This window comes from Streptomyces aurantiogriseus, assembly GCF_014649375.1.
Classification (GTDB): Bacteria; Actinomycetota; Actinomycetes; order Streptomycetales; family Streptomycetaceae; genus Streptomyces; species Streptomyces aurantiogriseus.
This window is the reverse complement of sequence record NZ_BMSX01000025.1, coordinates 1-18925: the sequence shown is the minus strand read 5'-3', so window position 1 is coordinate 18925 and position 18925 is coordinate 1. Positions and strand designations below refer to the sequence as shown.

The window sequence follows — 18925 nt, the reverse complement described above, 5'->3', positions numbered from 1 at the left end:
ACGAGCCTATCGGCCCGCGCTGACATCCTCGCCGGGCGGTTCCGCACGGTTTGCTTGCCCGGTCGGCCCCCCGTGACCGTCGTCAGAGGCCTCTTCGTCCGTCAAAAGGCGCTCCAGCTCGGCACGATCGGGCAGACGGCCGGGGCGTACGACCTCGCCGGTGCGTACGTACAGGAACGCCGCTGTGACGGATTCCACGGGCACGCCCTGCTGCTCGGCCCAGGCGAGCCGGTACAGCGCGAGCTGCAGCGGGTCGGCGGTGCGGCCCCGGTTGGTCTTCCAGTCGACGATCTCGTACGTCGCCGTCTCGCCGTCGCCGTCCTTGTAGACGGCGTCGATACGGCCTCGTACGACGCGGCCGGCGAGGGCGATCTGGAAGGGGGCCTCGACGCGGTGGGGTGTGCGGCGGGCGTACTCGGTGCGTTCGAAGGCGTCCTTGAGGGCCTCCAGGTCGCGTTCGTCGGCGATCTCCGCGTTCTCGCCGGGCAGTTCCTCCGGCTCCAGAAAGGGCAGGGTCAGCTCTTCGAAGCGGGCCTCCACCCACGCGTGGAACCGGGTGCCCCGGCGCGCGGCCGGTTGCGGGGGGCGCGGCATGGGGCGCGCGAGTTCCTGCGCGAAGCCGTCCGGGTCGGCGGCCAGGCGCAGGAGTTGCGACGCGGTCAGCGTCGTCGGCAGGGGTACGTCCGTGACGCTCTGCCGGGCGCGCAGGAGCTCTCCGGTGAGCGCGTCGAGGTCGCGGTCCCAGGAGTCGACGGTGCGGGCCTCCTCGGGGGTGAGGGGGGTGCGCCGCGGCTCGGGTGAGTGGGGGCGCGCGGCGGGGGGTTCGGGGGCCTTGGCCTGATGGGGGATGGCGGGGCGGGTGGGGGTCCACTCGTCCCGGTCGGGCGAGGCCTCCTGCGAGGAGACGTCTTCGTCGTAGGGGAACTCGTCGTAGGGGGCTTCGTCGTAGTAAGGGGCTTCGTCGTACGGCGGCTCCCCGTAGGGGGCTTCGTCGTACGGCGGCTCGTCGTGTGGGGGCTCGTCCTCGTCCGGTGGCACCGGCCAGTCCGGGTCATCGTAGGTCTGGGGGTCGTGCGTGACGGCGGGGTCGTCGTCCTTGTAGGAGGCGAGGTCGTCCAGGTGGGTGAGGACGGTCTGGGCGGCGGCGCGGCGGCGTGCCAGGGCGGCGTCGTCGAGGGGCAGCGGCCAGACCTGGTCGGCGGTGGCCCGGTGGAGGGTGGGGTTCTCCGCGCCTTCCTCCGGTTCGTCCGCCCAGGCCTCGATCTCGCCGTGGCCGGCCGCGCAGTGGTCGTACAGGGCCTGGAGGAAGGCGGAGGGACCGCGGGGCTTCTTCTGGGTGGGGCCCCACCAGTGGCCGGAGCCGAGGAGGAGGGAGCGGGGGCGGGTGAAGGTGACGTAGCCGAGGCGGAGTTCCTCGGTGTGCTGATGGTCCTTCATGGCCTCGTGGAAGGCCTTCATGCCCCGTGAGTCCCAGGCGTCGATGTCGGGGAGGGTGTCGGCGTCGCCGCGCAGTTCGTGCGGCAGGACCTTGGCCTGGGCGGTCCACTTCTCGCGGCCCTGGCCGCTGGGGAAGGTGCCGGTGACCAGGCCGGGAACGGCGACGACGTCCCATTCGAGGCCCTTGGACTTGTGTGCGGTGAGCACTTTCACGGTGTTCTCGCCGCCGGGCAGGGCGTTGTCGAGGCCCTTCTCGTACTGGGCGGCGGTGCGCAGGAAGCCGAGGAAGGCGAGCAGGCTCGCCTCGTTCTCGTTGGCGGCGAAGGACGCTGCGATGTCGAGGAAGTTGGACAGGGTTTCGCGGCGGCGGGCGGCGAGGGCGTGCGGGGAGGCCGACAGTTCGACCTCGAGGCCGGTGACGGCGAGAACGCGGTGCAGGACGTCCCCCAGGGGGTCGGCCAGGGAGCGGCGCAGGTCGCGCAGTTCGGCGGCCAGCCGGGCGAAGCGCACGCGCGCGTCGGGGGAGAAGGGCAGCCCGTCGTCGTCCCCTGCGGCTCCGTTCAGGGGGGTTTCCAGGAACGTGTCGAGGGCGTCCGCGAGCGAGATCACCTCGGACGGGTCGACGCCCTCGACGGCTTCGGCGAGCCGCCGGTCGGGGTCGTCGGGGTCGTCCCCGCGCGCGTGGGAGACCAGCAGCCGGGCCCGCCGGCCCAGGAGGGCGAGGTCGCGCGGGCCGATGCGCCAGCGCGGGCCGGTGAGCAGGCGGACCAGGGAGGCGTTGGCGCCGGGGTCCTGGAGGACCTCGCAGACGGCGACGAGGTCGGCGACCTCGGGCAGATGCAGCAGCCCGGAGAGGCCGACCACCTCGACGGGGACGTCCCGGGCGACCAGCGCGCCCTGGATCTCCGCGAAGTCGGTGGCGGTGCGGCACAGGACGGCGATCTCGCCGGGCGCCTTGCCGGTGTTGACCAGGTGGGCGACGGAGTCGGCGATCCAGTCGATCTCCTCGGCGTGGGTGGGCAGGAGGGCGCAGCGGACCACGCCGTCGCGTTCGGCGCCGGGGGCCGGGCGGAGGGCCTCCACGCCCGCGTGCATGGCGCGCAGGGGTTCGGCGAGGCCGTTGGCGAGGTCGAGGAGGCGGCCGCCGCTGCGGCGGTTCTCGCTGAGCGCCTGACGGGTGGCGGGGCGGCCGTCGGCGTGGGCGAAGTGCTCGGGGAAGTCGTCGAGGTTGGCGACGGAGGCGCCGCGCCAGCCGTAGATCGCCTGGCACGGGTCGCCGACGGCGGTCACCGGGTGGCCGGTCCCGCCGCCGAACAGGCCGGCGAGGAGGATGCGCTGGGCCACGGACGTGTCCTGGTACTCGTCCAGGAGCACCACGCGGAACTCGTCGCGCAGGATGCGGCCGACCTCGGGGATGTGGGCGAGCCGCGCCGCCAGGGCGATCTGGTCGCCGAAGTCGAGCAGGTCCCGCTCGCGCTTGACGGTCCGGTAGCGCAGGACGAGGTCGGCGAGTTCGCGCCGGGCGGCGGCGGTCTCGGGCACTTTGCGCAGGTCGGCGTTGGTGAGCTTGGCGCCCTGCAGGGTGCGCAGCAGCCCGGCGTCCCACGCGCGCAGGTCCTCGGGGCGTACGAGGTGCTCGGCGAGCTCGGCGTCGAGGGCGAGGAGGTCGCTGACGAGGTCGGCGAAGGAGCGGGTGAGCGCCGGATAGGGGCCGGGGGCTTCGCGCAGCACACGCGCGGCGAGTTGGTAGCGGGTGGCGTCGGCGAGCAGACGGGACGTCGGCTCCAGGCCGATGCGCAGACCGTGGTCGGTCAGCAGGCGGCCCGCGAAGGCGTGGTACGTGGAGATCACGGGCTCGCCCGGCGGGTTGTCCGGGTCGATGCCGTCAGGATCGGTGACGCCCGCCTTGATCAGGGCCTTGCGGACGCGCTCGGCGAGTTCGCCGGCGGCCTTGTTGGTGAAGGTCAGGCCGAGGACCTGCTCGGGGGCGACCTGGCCGGTGCCGACCAGCCACACCACGCGCGCGGCCATCACTGTCGTCTTGCCCGACCCGGCTCCGGCCACGATCACCTGCGGGGCGGGCGGCGCGATGATGCAGGCCGTCTGCTCCGGGGTGAACGGAATCCCGAGGAGCTCCTTGAGCTGCTCGGGATCGGTGATACGGGCGGGCATGTCGGAGAGGCTAGCGGCGGGCACTGACACTCGATGACAAATCACCCGCCGTGTTCGAAGAAGTGCAGGTCAGCACGTGTGGTGCGGTCCGTCACACCGGTGTGCTCACTCCACGACGTGCCGCCCCTCGGGCCGGGCGCTGCACGACGCCCGGAACGCGCAGTGCGTGCAGTGCTGTCCGGCGGTCGGCGTGAACCGCTCGTCGAGGACCTTGCCGGCCGCGGTGGCGAGCAGTTCGCCGATCCACTCCCCCGCCGCTCCCTCCAGGGCTTCCTGCGCCTGCACCTTGGGCAGGCTCTCGCCACCGTCCCGCTGGGCGGCGCCCTGGCGCAGCTGGACGAGTTCGGCACCGCCCGGCTCGGGCCGTATGCCGTCGAAGGCTTCGTCGACGGCGCCCTCGCGGACGGCGAGCTGGTACACGGCGAGCTGGGGGTGACGCTCCACCTCGCGCGCGGTGGGCGCCTGTTTGCCGGTCTTGAAGTCCACGACATAGGCGCGGCCCTCGCCGTCGGCCTCGACGCGGTCCATCTGGCCGCGGATGCGCACCTCGTAGTCGCCGGACTCGAGGGTGACGTCGAAGTCGTGCTCGCTCGCCACCGGTGTGCGGCCCGTGCGGTCCATGACGTGCCACTTCAGGAAGCGCTCGAGCGCCACGCGCGCGTTGTCCTTCTCCTGCGCCGACTTCCAGGGTGCGTCGAAGGCGAGCGCGTTCCACACGGAGTCGAGGCGCTCCATGAGGACGTCCAGGTCGGCCGGGGTGTGTCCGGAGGCGACCTCGTCGGCGAGGACGTGCACGACGTTGCCGAAGCCCTGGGCGGCGGTGGCGGGCGCGTCGGCCTTGACCTCGCGCCCCAGGAACCACTGCAGGGCGCAGGTATTGGCGAGCTGGTCGAGGGCGCTGCCGGAGAGCACGACGGGCTGGTCGCGGTTGCGCAGCGGCACCTTGCTCTCGGTCGGCTCGAACATGCCCCACCAGCGGTAGGGGTGTGCCGACGGCACCAGGGGCCGCCCGTCCTCGTCGGCGAGGGCGGCGAGGCGGGCGAGGCGGCGGGCGGCGGCCTCCCTGAGGGGGGCGGACGCGCGCGGGTCGACCGTCGTGGCCCGCAGTTCGGCGACGAGCGCGGCGACCGACAGGGGGCGCCGTGGGCGGCCGGTGACGTCCCTGGGCTCGACGCCGAGTTCGGTGAGGAAGCGGGACGGCTGGTCGCCGTCGTCGGCGGGCGCCTTGACCGCCGTCACGACGAGGCGCTCACGCGCGCGCGTGGCGGCCACGTAGAACAGGCGTCGCTCCTCGGCGAGCAGGGCGCCCGGGGTGAGCGGTTCGGCGAGTCCGTCGCGGCCGATGCGGTCGGCCTCCAGCAGGGAGCCACGGCGGCGCAGGTCCGGCCACAGCCCCTCCTGGACGCCGGCCACGACGACCAGGCTCCACTCCAGGCCCTTGGCGCGGTGCGCGGTCATCAGGCGTACGGCGTCGGGGCGCACGGCGCGGCGGGTGAGGGTGTCGGCGGCGATGTCCTCGGCCTCGATCTCGGCGAGGAAGTTCAGGGCACCGCGGCCGCCGGTGCGCTCCTCCGCGCGCGCGGCGGTGGCGAACAGCGCGCAGACGGCGTCCAGGTCGCGGTCGGCGTTGCGGCCGGCCGCGCCGCCGCGCCGGGTGGTCCGTTCCAGACGCGTGGGCCAGGGCGTGCCTTCCCACAGGTCCCACAGCGCCTCCTCGGCCGTACCGCCGCCCGCGAGCCGCTCACGGGCCTTCCGCAGCAGCGCGCCGAGACGCTGGGCACCGCGCGCGTACGTCGGGTCGTGCGTGACCAGGCGCTCCGGCTCGGCAAGCGCCCGCGCGAGCAGCTCGTCCGAGGGCGGCGGCAGCGGGTTGCCCGCGGCCCGTTCCTCCTCGCGCAGGGCGCGTCCGAGGCGGCGCAGGTCTGCGGCGTCCATGCCAGCGAGGGGGGAGGCGAGGAGGGTGAGAGCGGTTTCGGTGTCGAGCCAGCAGGGGCCTGCGGCGGCGGGACCGGGGCCCTCGTCCCCTGCGTCAGCGGCGGAACCGGCACTCTCCTCCCCGGGGACGACGACACCCTCGGCGCCTTCCTTCGCAGGGACGGCAGCAGCCTCTGCGCCCCCCTCCGCAGGGACGGCAGCAGCCTCTGCGCCCCCCTCCGCAGGGACGGCAGCAGCTCCAGTGCCATCCCCCGCAGGGACTGCGGCAGCCTCGGCGCCCTCCTCCGCCCGTACCCCCTCCTCCGGCCGTACGTCCGCCTCCCCCGCCCGTACCGCCTCCTCCGGCCGTACGTCCGCCTCCGCCGCCGTAGCCGCCGCCTCCGCCGCAGCCACCGCCCTCAGCGCCGTCAGCAGCGGCGCCACCGCCGGTTCGTGCCGCAACGGCAGGTCGTCACCGTCGATGTCGAGTGGGACGCCGGCGGCCGTGAGGGCGCGGCGGACCGTAGGGATCGTGCGGGAGCCGGCGCGGACCAGGACGGCCATCTCGCGCCAGGGGACGCCGTCCTCCAGGTGCGCCCTGCGCAGGATGTCGGCGATGTTGTCCAGCTCGGTGCCGGGCGTCGGGTACGTGTAGACCTCGACGCGGCCGCCGTCGCGCACCGGGGCGAGGTCGCGGTGAGCGCGGACCTTCTCCGCGGGCAGGCGGGTCAGCGGCATGCGCTGGGTCAGCAGCCGGGTCGCGGCGAGCAGGGCGGCGCCGGAGCGGCGGGAGGTGCGCAGGACCTCGACGGGGGCCGGGCGGCCGTCGGGGCGTGGGAAGGCGCGCGGGAACTCCAGGATGCCGTTCACGTCGGCGCCCCGGAAGGCGTAGATCGACTGGTCGGGGTCGCCGAAGGCGACCAGGGTGCGACCGCCGCCGGCGAGGGCGTGCAGGAGCCGTACCTGGGCCGGGTCGGTGTCCTGGTACTCGTCGACGTAGACGGCGTCGTACTGGGCGGCGAGCCGCTCGGCGGCCTCGGGGCGGCGGGCGAGGAGGACCGCGCGGTGGACGAGTTCCGCGTAGTCGATCACGCCGTGCAGGTCGAGGACGTCGAGGTACTCGGCGAGGAAGGTGGCCGCGGCGCGCCAGTCGGGACGGCCGATGCGGCGCGCGAAGGCGTCGAGGGCCTCGGGGCCCAGGCCCAGTTCGCGGCTGCGGGCGAGCACCGCGCGGACCTCGTCGGCGAAGCCGCGTGTGGTGAGGCAGGCGCGCAGGTCGTCCGGCCAGCGCACGTGCGCGAGGCCGAGCCGTTGCAGGTCGAGCTGGCCGGCGAGCAGTTCGCGGACGGCCACGTCCTGCTCGGGGCCGGACAGCAGCCGCAGCGGCTCGACGAACAGGTCGCTGTCCTGGTGGGCGCGGACCAGGGCGTAGCAGTACGAATGGAAGGTGGTCGCCTGGGGCGCGCGGGCGGCGCCCATGCGCAGGGCCATGCGGTCGCGCAGCTCGACGGCGGCCTTGCGGCTGAAGGTGAGGACCAGGATGCGCGCGGGGTCGCCGCCACGGGCGACGCGGGCCGCCACGGACTCGACGAGGGTCGTGGTCTTTCCGGTGCCGGGGCCCGCGAGGACGAGAAGGGGGCCGGTGGCGTGGTCAACCACGGAGCGCTGTGCGGCGTCCAGACGAGGGGGGACCACCCGGGCCGGCGGGGTACGTACCAGTCGGTAAGCGCCACGGCTCCCCTGTCGCCCCTGCGGGGGCGACAGGCGCCTGGTGGAGAAAGAGGAGCTCACGTGGTTCGCCGGTCCTGGTGGGTGTGCAAGTCGTCACTGCCGGCGCGGCGCGCCGTCGTCGCGGGGTGGTGGTCGGATGGTGGGTCGGAGGAGCACCGCTCGTGGAGGGCGGTGGTTGTGGGATGAGAGGGACACGTGCCGGCGACGCTACGCCGACGAGCGACCCGGAAGGGCAGCTTCCGATTCTTCCCTCCCGGCCCGTGCGACCCGCGTGCCACGCGAGCCCCTCGACTCTCGAACGTACGCCATGTCACGGACGTGCCCCGTTTCCCCCGTACGGGGAACAGGGTCCCCTTGGGCGGGTCCGATGGCGGAAGCTGTCAGGTGTGACCCTCCGTGTGTTCGCCGCCGTCCCATCGGGCGCGTCTCATGTCCAGGCGCGGCAGATGGCCCTCTGCGGCCCTGCTCGCCTCCTTCAGAGGCGTACCCTCGGCGCGGTAGTGGTCCAGGGCCCGCAGCTCGTGGCCCGGCAGCAGCACTCCGTCGGCACGCACGACACGCCACCAGGGCACGGCTCCCCCGTAGAGGGCCATCACCCGGCCGACCTGCCGGGGGCCTCCCACCCGTCTCCCACCACCACCCTTGCCGGAGAGCGCTTCGCGCTCGCTATCCTCATTTCCGAGCCACTCAGCGACATCCCCGTACGTCATCACCCGCCCGGGCGGGATCAGCTCGGCGACGTCGAGGACCCGCTCGGCGTACTCCGGCAGCGCGTCCGTGTACTCCGGGCGGGCGTCGTCCGGAAGGCTCTGCTCGCTCATCCGCCCCATCCTGCCCCACCCCACCGACAATGCGACGGGCCCGCCACCGTGCGTGAACCTCGCCCCCGCGCGGCGCTTCGGGCAGACTGTGCGCCCCCGCGTTTGCACCCTGATGCCCCCGTGTGTCGGTGGGGCATGCCACCATCATGCGGGCGGTGACCGGTGATACGAGATCAAGAAGAGACGATGAAGCAGCAGGGTGTGCACCCCGAGGACGCGGAGGGCACCTCTGACGCTGCGTCGCGCCCGGACACGGCCCGCGCGGCGGAACAGGCCTCCGACCTGGTCGACGTGACGCACATCGACGAGGTGGAGGGCGACGAACCGCTGCTTCCCGCGCGCGTGCACCGCCCCTCCGACCTGATGCGACTGCTGGTGGGCGTGCTCGCGGTCATCGTGCTGCTGGCCATCGCCGCCTTTGCGCACGGGACGACCTCGGGCCTGGAACAGGACATCAACAAGGGCACCGGGCAGGCACCCGACCTCCTCATCAAGATCGCGGGGCTCGCGTCCAGCATCGCGATCCTGCTGGTGCCGGTGGCGTTCGCCATCGAGCGGCTGATCAAACGGGACGGGCTGCGCATCGCCGACGGCGTTCTCGCGGCGGTCCTCGCGCACGGGGTGACCCTCGCCACCGACCTGTGGGTGGCCAAGGCCGCCCCCGAGTCGATCCAGGATGCGCTTACCCAGCCCTCTCCCAGCGACCTCAACGCCCTCACCGATCCCGTGCACGGCTACCTCGCCCCGGTCATCGCGTACATGACGGCCGTCGGCATGTCACGCCGGCCACGATGGCGCGCGGTGCTGTGGATCGTGCTGCTCCTCGACGCGTTCTCGATGCTCGTCACCGGCTACACGACACCGTTCTCGATCATCCTGACGGTGCTGATCGGCTGGATGGTGGCCTACGGAACGCTGTACGCGGTCGGCTCGCCGAACGTCCGTCCCACGGGACGGACGCTGATGGCGGGTCTGCGGCACGTCGGCTTCCGCCCAGTGAGCGCGGCCCGCGAGGAGGCCTCGGACACGCCGGAGACCGGCGACCGGGGCCGGCGCTACTTCGTCACCCTGGAGGACGGTCCGCCGCTGGACGTCACGGTGGTCGACCGCGAGCAGCAGGCACAGGGCTTCTTCTACCGCGCGTGGCGCAATCTGACCCTGCGCGGCTTCGCCACCCGCAGCAGCCTGCAGTCGCTGCGCCAGGCGCTGGAGCAGGAGGCGCTGCTCGCCTACGCGGCCATCGCGGCCGGGGCCAACGCGCCCAAGCTGATCGCGACCTCCGAACTCGGTCCCGACGCCGTGATGCTCGTCTACGAGCACAGCGGGGGCCGCACCCTGGACTCGCTGCCGGACGAGGACATCACCGACGAACTGCTGCGGGACACCTGGCACCAGGTACGCGCCCTGCAGTCCCGGCGCATCGCGCACCGCAGGCTGGTGGGTGACGCGGTACTGGTGGATCGTTCCGGCACCGTGATCCTCACCGATCTGCGCGTCGGCGAGATCGCCGCCGGTGACCTGTTGCTGCGCATGGACACCTCCCAGCTGCTCGTGACGCTCGGACTGCGGGTGGGCGCCGAGCGTGCCGTCGCCTCGGCGGTGAGCGTGCTCGGCCCCGACGCCGTGGCGGACTGTCTGCCGATGCTGCAGCCCATCGCGTTGAGCCGCTCCACGCGCGCGACGTTGCGCAGACTGGCCCGGGAGCGGGCAGAGCGCGAACGCGAGGCGGTCCTGGAGGCCTCCCGGCAGGCCAAGCAGGCACGCCAGGAGGCGACCGGACCCGAGGCGGAACCGGCCCTCGACAAGCCCGACAAGAAGGCCGTCCGCGCGGAGACACGGGCCGAGAAGCGTGCCATCGACGAGGCACTGGAGGAAGCCCGCGAGGAGGATCTGCTGACGCAGATCCGGCACGAGGTGCTGCGGATCCGGCCCCAGGCGCCGGTCGAGCCGGCCCGGCTGGAGCGGGTGCGGCCACGCACCCTGATCAGCTTCATCGCCGGCGCCATCGGCGCGTACTTCCTGCTGACGCAGCTCACCCACATCGAGTTCGGCCCGCTGATCGCCAACGCCGAGTGGGGCTGGGTCGCCGCGGCGGTGCTGTTCTCGGCGCTGAGCTACGTCGCCGCGGCGATGAGCCTGCTGGGATTCGTGCCGGAGCGGGTGCCCTTCCCACGGACCGTGGCGGCGCAGGTCGCCGGGTCGTTCGTGAAGATCGTGGCCCCGGCCGCGGTCGGCGGCGTCGCCCTCAACACACGCTTCCTGCAGCGATCGGGAGTACGGCCGGGGCTCGCCGTGGCGAGCGTGGGCGCCTCGCAGCTGTTCGGGCTCGGCTGCCACATCGTGATGCTGCTGTCCTTCGGCTATCTGACCGGCACCGAGAAGACGCCGTCGCTGTCGCCGTCCCGCACGGTCATCGCGGGCCTGCTGACGGTGGCGGTACTCGTGCTTGTGGTGACCTCGGTGCCGTTCCTGCGGAAATTCGTCGTCACGCGCGTGAGGTCGCTCTTCGCGGGTGTCGTACCGCGCATGCTGGACGTGCTCCAGCGCCCGCAGAAGCTGGTCACCGGCATCGGCGGCATGCTGCTGCTGACGGCCTGCTTCGTGATGTGCCTGGACGCGTCGATCCGCGCGTTCGGCGACGAGACGACCTCGATCAGCATCGCCAGCGTCGCCGTCGTCTTCCTCGCCGGCAACGCGCTCGGCTCCGCCGCGCCGACGCCGGGCGGTGTCGGCGCGGTCGAGGCGACCCTGACGGTCGGTCTGATCGCCGTCGGCCTGCCCAAGGAGGTCGCCGCTCCCGCGGTACTGCTGTTCCGGCTGCTGACGCTGTGGCTGCCGGTGCTGCCGGGCTGGCTGGCCTTCAACCACCTGACACGCAAGGGCGCCCTCTAGAGACGCCAGAGCGGCCGTACCTCGTACGGACCGCGCCCCGCGCGCGTGGGCGGCCGCGACCCCAGGATGGGATCATGCCCAGCCCCTCCCGCCTGCGCGCCGCCCGCCTGCGCGCCGCCGCCCTGACCGCGACCGCCGTCCTGCTGTGGTCGCTGGTGGCCGGCTGCAGCGACGATTCCGGGGACGAGGATCTGACGGCACAGAAGCTGGACTGGAAGGGCTGCCCCACCCCGTCCCAGGCGGAGGGCGGCGGCAGCCCGCCGTCCCCCCTGGCGAACGGCGACGAGTGGCAGTGCGCCACCATGAAGGCACCCCTGGACTGGGACGACCCCGAGGGCGACACGATCGGCATCGCGCTGATCCGGGCGAAGGCCAGTGGTGCGGAGAGCAGACGGATCGGCTCGCTGCTGTTCAACTTCGGCGGCCCGGGCGGCTCCGGCGTCACCACGCTGCCCGCGTTCGGCGAGGACTACGCGGCCCTGCGCACCCGCTACGACCTGGTGAGCTTCGACCCGCGCGGGGTCGGCCGCAGCGCCCCCGTCCGCTGCGAGAACGACCAGCAGCTCGACGCCCACTTCCAGCAGGACATGACCCCCGACGACTCCGCCGAGCGCACGACGTTCCTGGACAACACGGAGGAGTTCAACGAGGCCTGCGAGGACAACTCGAAGAGGATGCTGCCGCATGTGCGCACCACCGACGCGGCCCGTGACATGGACCTGATGCGCCGGGTCCTCGGCGACACGAAGCTGCACTACTTCGGCATCTCCTACGGCACCGAACTGGGCGGCGTGTACGCCCACTTGTTCCCCCGGAACGTCGGGCGGGCCGTCTTCGACGCGGTCGTCGACCCCACGCAGACGCCCGAGCAGGGCGCGCTCGGGCAGGCCAGGGGGTTCCAGCTCGCGCTCGACAACTTCGCGGAGGACTGCGCGTCGAAGACCGAGGGCTGTCCCGTCGGCGACACCCCGCAGGACGTGAAGGACCGCATCGCCAAGCTGCTGAGGGACCTCGACAGCAAGCCGATCCCGGGCATCTTCCCGCGCGAGCTGACCCAGAGCGCCGCGACCAACGGCATCGCGCAGGCGCTGTACTCGCAGGACTTCTGGGAGTACCTCACCGAGGGCCTGGAGCAGGCCTACGCCGGCGACGGCAGGATCCTGATGCTGCTGTCCGACTCGATGAACGGGCGCAGTGAGAACGGCGAGTACAGCAACATCGCCGCGGCCAACGCCTCCATCAACTGCTCGGACGACAAGCCCCGCTACTCCGTCGACCATGTGGAGAGAAGGCTGCCCGAGTTCCGGTCCGCCTCGCCCCTGTTCGGGGACTTCCTGGCCTGGGGCATGCTCAGCTGCACCGACTGGGCCGTGCCGGGCGCCGCCGAGCATCCCGACGTGCGGGCGCCCGGGGCGGCGCCGATCCTCGTCATCGGCAACACCGGCGACCCGGCGACCCCGTACGAGGGGGCGCGCAGGATGGTGGCCGCGCTGGGCAAGGGCGTCGGGGTGGAGCTGACGTTCAAGGGGCAGGGGCACGGGGCGTACGCCAGCAAGAACAAGTGTGTGCAGTCGGCGGTGCACGGCTACCTGCTGGACGGGAAGGTGCCGGCCACGGGGACGGTCTGCTCCTGACACATCTCTTCCCCTGCCTGACAAACTCGCAGGTCAAACGGTTATCCACAGGCCCGAACGGGCGCGGCTTGATCTGCCTACTATGGCAGGACAGCCGTCCGCCGCCCGATGCGGACGGTCCGCGAGGGGGAGTGCACATGGCGCGATTCGTACGGTGGACGGCACTGGGTGCCGCCGCCGCGCTGCTGGTGGCGGGCTGCAGCAGCGGCACGTCGGACGGGGGCGAGGACGGCAAGGGGAGTACGGCGGACGCGCGGCCGTCGGCCGGCTCCCCCGCGACGACGGGCGCGCCGAAGGCCCTGCCCGCCTCGCTGACCGGACAGAAGCTCGACTGGGGGCGCTGCAAGGAGACCTCGGACTCGCCCGCGCCGAGCAGCGAGTGGCAGTGCGCCACGCTGAAGGCGCCGCTGGACTGGTCGAAGCCGGACGGCGACACGATCGACCTCGCGCTGGTCCGTGCCAAGGCCGGTGGCTCCGGGAGCAAGCGGATCGGCTCGCTGCTGTTCAACTTCGGCGGCCCCGGCGGCTCGGGCGTGTCGACACTGCCGGCCTACGGCTCCACGGTCTCCTCGCTGCGCGAGCGCTACGACCTCGTGAGCTGGGACCCGCGCGGCGTCGGCGCCAGCGAGGGCGTCCGCTGCCGCAGCGACAGGGCGATCCAGGCCGCCGAGTCCGTCGACTCCACCCCGGACACCTCCTCCGAGGAGCAGACGTACCTCAAGGACGCCGCCGACTTCGGCCAGGGCTGCGAGAAGGCGGCCGGCCCGCTGATGGCGCACGTCTCGACCACCGACACCGCCCGCGACATGGATCTGATGCGCCAGGTCCTCGGCGACACGAAGCTGCACTACTTCGGCATCTCCTACGGCACCGAACTCGGCGGCGTGTACGCCCACCTGTTCCCGAAGAACGTGGGGCGGCTGATCCTCGACGCGGTGGTCGATCCCAGCGCCGACTCGGTGGGCCACGCGAAGAACCAGGCGAAGGGCTTCCAGCTGGCGCTCGACAACTACCTGAAGTCGACCGGCCAGGACCCCGAGGAGGGCAGCGCGAAGATCGCGGACCTGCTGAAACGGATCGACGCGAATCCGCTGCCGACGTCGTCCGGACGCAGGCTCACACAGACGCTCGCGGTCACCGGCATCGTCCTGCCGCTGTACAGCCAGGAGGGCTGGCCCAGTCTGACCAGCGCCCTGCAGTCGGCCGAGCAGGGGGACGGCTCCGAGCTGCTGACGCTCGCCGACGCCTACAACGAGCGGGACTCCTCGGGGCACTACGGCACGACGACCCACTCCCAGCGCGTCATATCGTGCTTGGACGACAAGCAGCGGCCGACGCTGGAGGAGACGAAGAAGCTGCTGCCGGAGTTCGAGAAGATCTCGCCCGTGTTCGGCACTTTCCTGGGCTGGGACACGGCCGGCTGGTGCCACGACTGGCCGGTCGCCGGCCAGTTCGACACCCCGGAGGTGAACGCGGCGGGCGCGGCGCCGATCCTGCTGGTCGGCAACACCGGCGACCCGGCGACGCCGTACGAGGGCGCACGGAAGATGGCGGACGAGCTGGGCAAGGGTGTCGGGGTGCTGCTCACCTGGAAGGGCGAGGGGCACGGTGCGTACGGGAGCGGGAGCGACTGCGTCGACTCGGCGGTGGACGGCTACCTGCTGAACGGCACGGTGCCGAAGGACGGCACGGTCTGCTCATGACGACGGCGGGGGCTCCGGGCACCGGTGGTGCGCGAAGCCCCCGCCGTCCGGGCAGGCAGGTCGGCTCAGTAGACCGGCTTGCTGGGCTCGATCTGGTTGACCCAGCCGATCACACCGCCACCGACGTGGACGGCGTCCGCGAAGCCCGCGGACTTCAGGACCGCGAGGACTTCCGCACTGCGGACACCCGTCTTGCAGTGCAAGACGATCTTCTTGTCCTGGGGCAGCCCCTCCAGCGCGGTGCCCAGCAGGAACTCGTTCTTCGGGATCAGCCTGGCGCCCGGGATGGAGACGATCTCGTACTCGTTCGGCTCGCGGACGTCGATGATCTCGATGTTCTCGCCGTCGTCGATCCACTCCTTGAGCTGCTTGGGAGTGATCGTCGAGCCCGCGGCCGCCTCCTGGGCCTCCTCGGAGACGACGCCGCAGAAGGCCTCGTAGTCGATGAGCTCGGTGACGGTCGGGTTCTCGCCGCAGACCGCGCAGTTCGGGTCCTTGCGGACCTTGACCTGGCGGTACTGCATCTCCAGGGCGTCGTAGATCATCAGGCGGCCGACCAGCGGCTCACCGGTGCCGGTGAGGACCTTGATCGCCTCGGTGACCTGGATGGAGCCGATGGACGCGCACAGCACGCCCAGGACGCCGCCCTCGGCGCAGGAGGGGACCATGCCGGGGGGCGGGGGCTCCGGGTAGAGGCAGCGGTAGCAGGGACCGTGCTCCGACCAGAAGACGGAGGCCTGGCCGTCGAAGCGGTAGATCGAGCCCCACACGTACGGCTTGTTCAGCAGCACGCACGCGTCGTTGACCAGGTAGCGGGTCGCGAAGTTGTCCGTGCCGTCGACGATCAGGTCGTACTGGCTGAAGATGTCCATCACGTTGTCGGCCTCGAGCCGCTCCTCGTGAAGGATCACGTTCACGTACGGGTTGATGCCCTTGACGCTGTCCCGCGCGGACTCGGCCTTGGAGCGGCCGATGTCGGCCTGGCTGTGGATGATCTGGCGCTGCAGGTTCGACTCGTCGACCTCGTCGAACTCCACGATGCCGAGCGTGCCCACGCCTGCGGCGGCCAGGTACATCAGCGCCGGCGAGCCCAGGCCGCCGGCGCCGACACAGAGCACCTTGGCGTTCTTCAGCCGCTTCTGCCCGTCCATCCCGACGTCGGGGATGATCAGGTGGCGGGAGTACCTGCGGACCTCGTCTACGGTGAGCTCGGAGGCGGGCTCGACCAGGGGTGGCAGCGACACGGGGACTCCGTTGGTCGGTCAATCACTACAGTTGTTCTCCCTGTAACACTGCCATGGCCATCTTCATTCCGAGACACCCGTTCCGATCCGCGAGACGATTTCGTCCCAGTAGTCGGGCATGGTCTCCCAGGGGTCGAGCAGACCGCCGCGGTCCTGGCGGTCGGTGAACCAGATCGTCGCCGCGCCCTGCCAGCGGGCGATGCGCAGCGCCTCCTCCAGGTGGCCGCGGGGCACGCCGTGCACCAAGTGGCAGAAGCGCTCGGGCGGGTGGGCGGCGGTCCAGCCGGCCGCCTGCGACCAGCGGTAGTCGCTCCAGGGGCCGGAGAAGGTGACGAGCTGGTCGGCGTTCTCGGCGTAGCCGGGGTACGGGTGGGTGCCGTGGCCGAGGACGATGTGGGGCGCGGCACGCAGCGTGCGCAGCGTGCCGACGGTGCGGCGGACCTCGGGGAGCGCGGCGCGGTCGGCCGGGCAGCGGTCCAGGAGGAAGCCGTCGACCTGGTACCAGTCGACGTACCGGCTCGCGTCGGAGATCACCTCGGCGAACGGGCGGGCGCCATGGGCGAGGTCCAGACGGCCGAGGACGCGGACGCCCGCGGTGCGGAGCCGGCCTGCGGCTTGCAGGCAGTGCGGGTCGGGGCGGGTGCCGGGTCCGGCGGCGACGTCCAGGACGGCCCAGTGCACAGGCCGGCCGGGACGGGTGAGTTCGCCCCATTCGGCCGGCGCGACGAGGGGGTGCGCGAGGCCGGGGACGCCGAGACCGGTGCGGACGTCGGTCGTCCCGGCGCTCGCGGTGCCCGCCGGCGTGCCCGTCAGATACGACACGCCGCCTCCATCCAGATGTCGGCGAGGGACTCCTCCAGGTTGATCCGGGGCCGCCAGCCGAGCCGGTCGCGGGCGGTGCGCACGTCGGCCTGCTGCCAGCTGCCGCAGCCGTCCGGGTACGGGTACGCGACCGGGGCGGTGTGGTCGGAGTCGACACGGGGGTGCCCGATGGCCGGCCGGAGGTGGGCGCCGGGCGGGCCGTCGAGTTCGTGGAGGGCGCCGCCGTATCCGGCCACGCGCGCGAGGATCGCGGCGGCGTCGCGCAGACGGACGGCGCGGCCGGAGCCGATGTTGATGACGCCCTGCGCGGCAGAGAGCGAGGCGGCGTGCACGGCGCGGGCGACGTCACGGACGTCGACGAAGTCGCGCTGGGCGCCCAGGCCGCCGAGTTTGAGCTCGCCGTCGCCGGACTGCATCGCTCGGCGCATGGCCTCGGCGAGCCGCCCGAGCGGGGAACCGGCGGGTGTGCCGGGACCGGCCGGCGAGAAGACCCGGAGCACCACGGCGTCCAGACCCGACCCGAGGACCAGTTCCGTGGCGGCTAGCTTGCTGACGCCGTACGGGCCGCCGGGGCGCGGGACGGCGTCCTCCGCCGTGGAGGAGCCGGGCTGGCTGGGGCCGTACTCGGCGCCGCAGCCGATCTGCACCAGACGGGCGCCGCAGCCGCTGCGGCGCAGGGCCTCGCAGACGGTGGCGACGGCGACGGTGTTGTGCCGGGTGAGTTCCCGGGCACCGCCACGGGTGGCGCCCGCGCAGTTGACGACGACCTGGGGGTGGACCGCGTCGAGGAAGCGGGTGAGTGCGCCGGGGCTGCCGGTCGCGAGGTCGAAGCGGACGTCGGCGTCGTCGCCACGGCCCAGCGCGGTGAGCTGGACGGCCGGGTCGGCGAGCAGGCGGTCGGCGACGAAGCGGCCGAGGTAACCGTTGGCTCCGATCAGCAGGACCCTCATCGTGCGGCTCCCGGGATGTGCGCTGCGGCTGCTCCTGTGACCGCGTGGGCTCCTGCGACCGCGGGTGCCCCGGTGGCTCCGGTCGCTCCGGATCGGGAGGTGGTCATCTGGTTTCTCCTTCGGGGGTGTTGCGTGGGTGGAGGAGCGCATGCGTCGTGCGGTCCGTGCACGGTGGGGGTGGCGCTGCGCGCGGTGGTCGAGCGGCGGGCGGCCGCCGGGGTGGGGGCGGGCGGAGATCCAGGCCGCCGAGGCCGACCCGGGCGCGGCGGCTCCGCGTCAGCACGGCGGATCCGTTCGCGCGTGGGCGGAGGCCCTGGTCAGCATGCGGGTCGCGTGGATCAGCAGCATCAGGGCCGCCGCTCCGCAGGCGAGGGCCGGCACGCCGGCCGGGCCCCAGGCGGCCACGAGTGCGTCGACGGGCGTGGCCAGGGCGTCACAGCCGGGCAGGCGGCCCGCGAAGACGGTGGCCAGAGCGATCGCCTCCACGGCGCCGGCGGCCCCGAGGGCGAGCGCCGGGGCGTGGCTGAAGCCGTGCACGGCAAGGAGGCGGGCGAGGAAGAGGAGGGCGCCCAGGGTGAGGGTCTGCGCATACCCGGCGGGCTCGTCCAGGGCCGCCGCGCACACTCCGGTCAGTGCCGCGAGCGAGCACAGGAAGAGGGCGAACGTGCCGAGCAGCAGCGGCGGTACGGAGGCGGCGAACTCCTCCAGGCGCCGGCTGGCGTTCAGCCGGCGCCCGACGCGTACGGCGAGGAGGTGCGCGCTCCAGGCGGCGGGCACGCAGGCCAGGGCGAGGGCGAGCAGGGGCGCGGCGGCGAGGGGCCAGGGACCGTGCGGCGTCACGGTGGGCAGGCCGTCGGGGCCGCCGTCGGTGGCGGCGCGCAGGAGGCCGTCGCCGAGGACCGCGTAGGCGAGGAGCCAACAGGTCCAGCCGGTTCGGTACGCGCCGGAGTGCGTGCGGCCCCGCAGGCTCAATGGACCCCGTCGGAGGGCCGCCCGCACGGCGAGGACCACGGCGAGGACGCCCCCGGTCACGACGAAGAAGCGCGCCCGGCCCTGGGTGAGATGGAGGCCGGTGACGGTCGCGGCGTACAGGGCGCCCGGCAGCAGGGTGAGCAGCGCCCAGTCCGGGCGGGCCGACGGGATCGCAGCGGACGGAGCCGGGCGCGGGGGTGTGTCGGCGTCGCGCGGAACGCGGGCGTACATCTCCTCCGCCAGGGAGAAGACGTCCCGGTGCCGAAAACGGGCGGCGGTCCGGTCGGTGACACCGTGGGCCTCCAGACCGGCCGCGATTTCCAGGGGGTCGACGGCCCGCTCGCACAGTTCGCGGTGGCGGTGCATCAGGGCCTTCACCGGGTCGACGGCACCTCGGCGGGGGGTGGGGGGCTTGTGGGGTGAGGCGGCAGACGGTGCGTCGGCGTCCGGGCCGGTGCCGGAGGACACCTCCAGGCCCTCGCCCGGAGACGCGTCACCGGCACCACGCTCCCAGCCGTCACCCGAAGACGCGTCACCGACACCCTGCTCCGCACCCTCACCTGCAAACACGTCGCCGACACCCCGCTCCCCGCCCCCACCTGCAAACACGTCACCGACACCCCGCTCCCCGCC

10 protein-coding genes are annotated in these 18925 nt (G+C 73.0%); 3 read left to right on the top strand and 7 right to left on the bottom strand.

The genetic code is table 11. The features are described from left to right. Positions 1-6 precede the first annotated feature (6 nt). The 3 genes from IE263_RS38505 to IE263_RS38495 form a co-directional block, all read right to left on the bottom strand. On the bottom strand, positions 7-3609 hold the full coding sequence (locus tag IE263_RS38505; RefSeq protein ID WP_189942744.1) for an ATP-dependent helicase: 3603 nt from the start codon (positions 3607-3609) through the stop codon (positions 7-9). A gap of 105 nt (positions 3610-3714) precedes the next feature. Beyond that, a complete protein-coding gene (locus IE263_RS38500; protein ID WP_189942743.1) occupies positions 3715-7314 on the bottom strand; it encodes an ATP-dependent helicase in 3600 nt (1199 codons plus the stop codon). A 320-nt stretch (positions 7315-7634) separates the two neighbouring features. After that, the gene (locus tag IE263_RS38495) at positions 7635-8075 is read right to left on the bottom strand and encodes an MGMT family protein (RefSeq protein WP_189942742.1); all 441 of its coding nucleotides are present in this window, start codon (positions 8073-8075) and stop codon (positions 7635-7637) included. A gap of 186 nt (positions 8076-8261) precedes the next feature. On the opposite strand from IE263_RS38495, the gene IE263_RS38490 reads away from it, so the two are divergent. From IE263_RS38490 to IE263_RS38480, 3 genes are all read left to right on the top strand, one after another. After that, entirely contained in the window at positions 8262-10967 is a 2706-nt protein-coding gene (locus IE263_RS38490; protein WP_189942741.1) for a lysylphosphatidylglycerol synthase transmembrane domain-containing protein, read from the top strand. Positions 10968-11041: 74 nt separating this feature from the next. Next, positions 11042-12601 carry an alpha/beta hydrolase gene (locus IE263_RS38485; protein WP_189942740.1) on the top strand — a complete coding sequence of 520 codons (1560 nt, stop codon included), beginning with the start codon at positions 11042-11044 and terminating at the stop codon, positions 12599-12601. 137 nt (positions 12602-12738) lie between these two features. Next, positions 12739-14304 carry an alpha/beta hydrolase gene (locus tag IE263_RS38480; RefSeq protein WP_189942739.1) on the top strand — a complete coding sequence of 522 codons (1566 nt, stop codon included), beginning with the start codon at positions 12739-12741 and terminating at the stop codon, positions 14302-14304. A 65-nt stretch (positions 14305-14369) separates the two neighbouring features. On the opposite strand, the gene moeZ is transcribed toward IE263_RS38480, so the two are convergent. The 4 genes from moeZ to IE263_RS38460 form a co-directional block, all read right to left on the bottom strand. After that, a complete protein-coding gene (gene moeZ, locus IE263_RS38475) occupies positions 14370-15548 on the bottom strand; it encodes an adenylyltransferase/sulfurtransferase MoeZ (protein WP_189942738.1) in 1179 nt (392 codons plus the stop codon). A 63-nt stretch (positions 15549-15611) separates the two neighbouring features. Continuing rightward, positions 15612-16370, bottom strand: a complete 759-nt coding sequence (locus IE263_RS38470) for a spherulation-specific family 4 protein (protein ID WP_189942737.1) — start codon at positions 16368-16370, stop codon at positions 15612-15614. Continuing rightward, positions 16358-17320: an NAD-dependent epimerase/dehydratase family protein gene (locus IE263_RS38465; RefSeq protein ID WP_189942736.1), complete on the bottom strand. Its 963-nt coding sequence runs from the start codon at positions 17318-17320 to the stop codon at positions 16358-16360. The genes IE263_RS38470 and IE263_RS38465 overlap by 13 nt, the downstream gene beginning before the upstream one ends. 276 nt (positions 17321-17596) lie before the next feature. Continuing rightward, positions 17597-18862, bottom strand: a complete 1266-nt coding sequence (locus IE263_RS38460) for a hypothetical protein (RefSeq protein ID WP_373312238.1) — start codon at positions 18860-18862, stop codon at positions 17597-17599. Positions 18863-18925 lie beyond the last annotated feature (63 nt).

Coding starts and splice junctions, on each gene's coding strand:
- IE263_RS38485 (WP_189942740.1), top strand. CDS start 11,042: ATGCCCAGCCCCTCCCGCCTGCGCGCCGCCCGCCTGCGCGCCGCCGCC.
- IE263_RS38480 (WP_189942739.1), top strand. CDS start 12,739: ATGGCGCGATTCGTACGGTGGACGGCACTGGGTGCCGCCGCCGCGCTG.
- IE263_RS38465 (WP_189942736.1), bottom strand. CDS start 17,320: ATGAGGGTCCTGCTGATCGGAGCCAACGGTTACCTCGGCCGCTTCGTC.
- IE263_RS38495 (WP_189942742.1), bottom strand. CDS start 8,075: ATGAGCGAGCAGAGCCTTCCGGACGACGCCCGCCCGGAGTACACGGAC.
- IE263_RS38505 (WP_189942744.1), bottom strand. CDS start 3,609: ATGCCCGCCCGTATCACCGATCCCGAGCAGCTCAAGGAGCTCCTCGGG.
- IE263_RS38490 (WP_189942741.1), top strand. CDS start 8,262: ATGAAGCAGCAGGGTGTGCACCCCGAGGACGCGGAGGGCACCTCTGAC.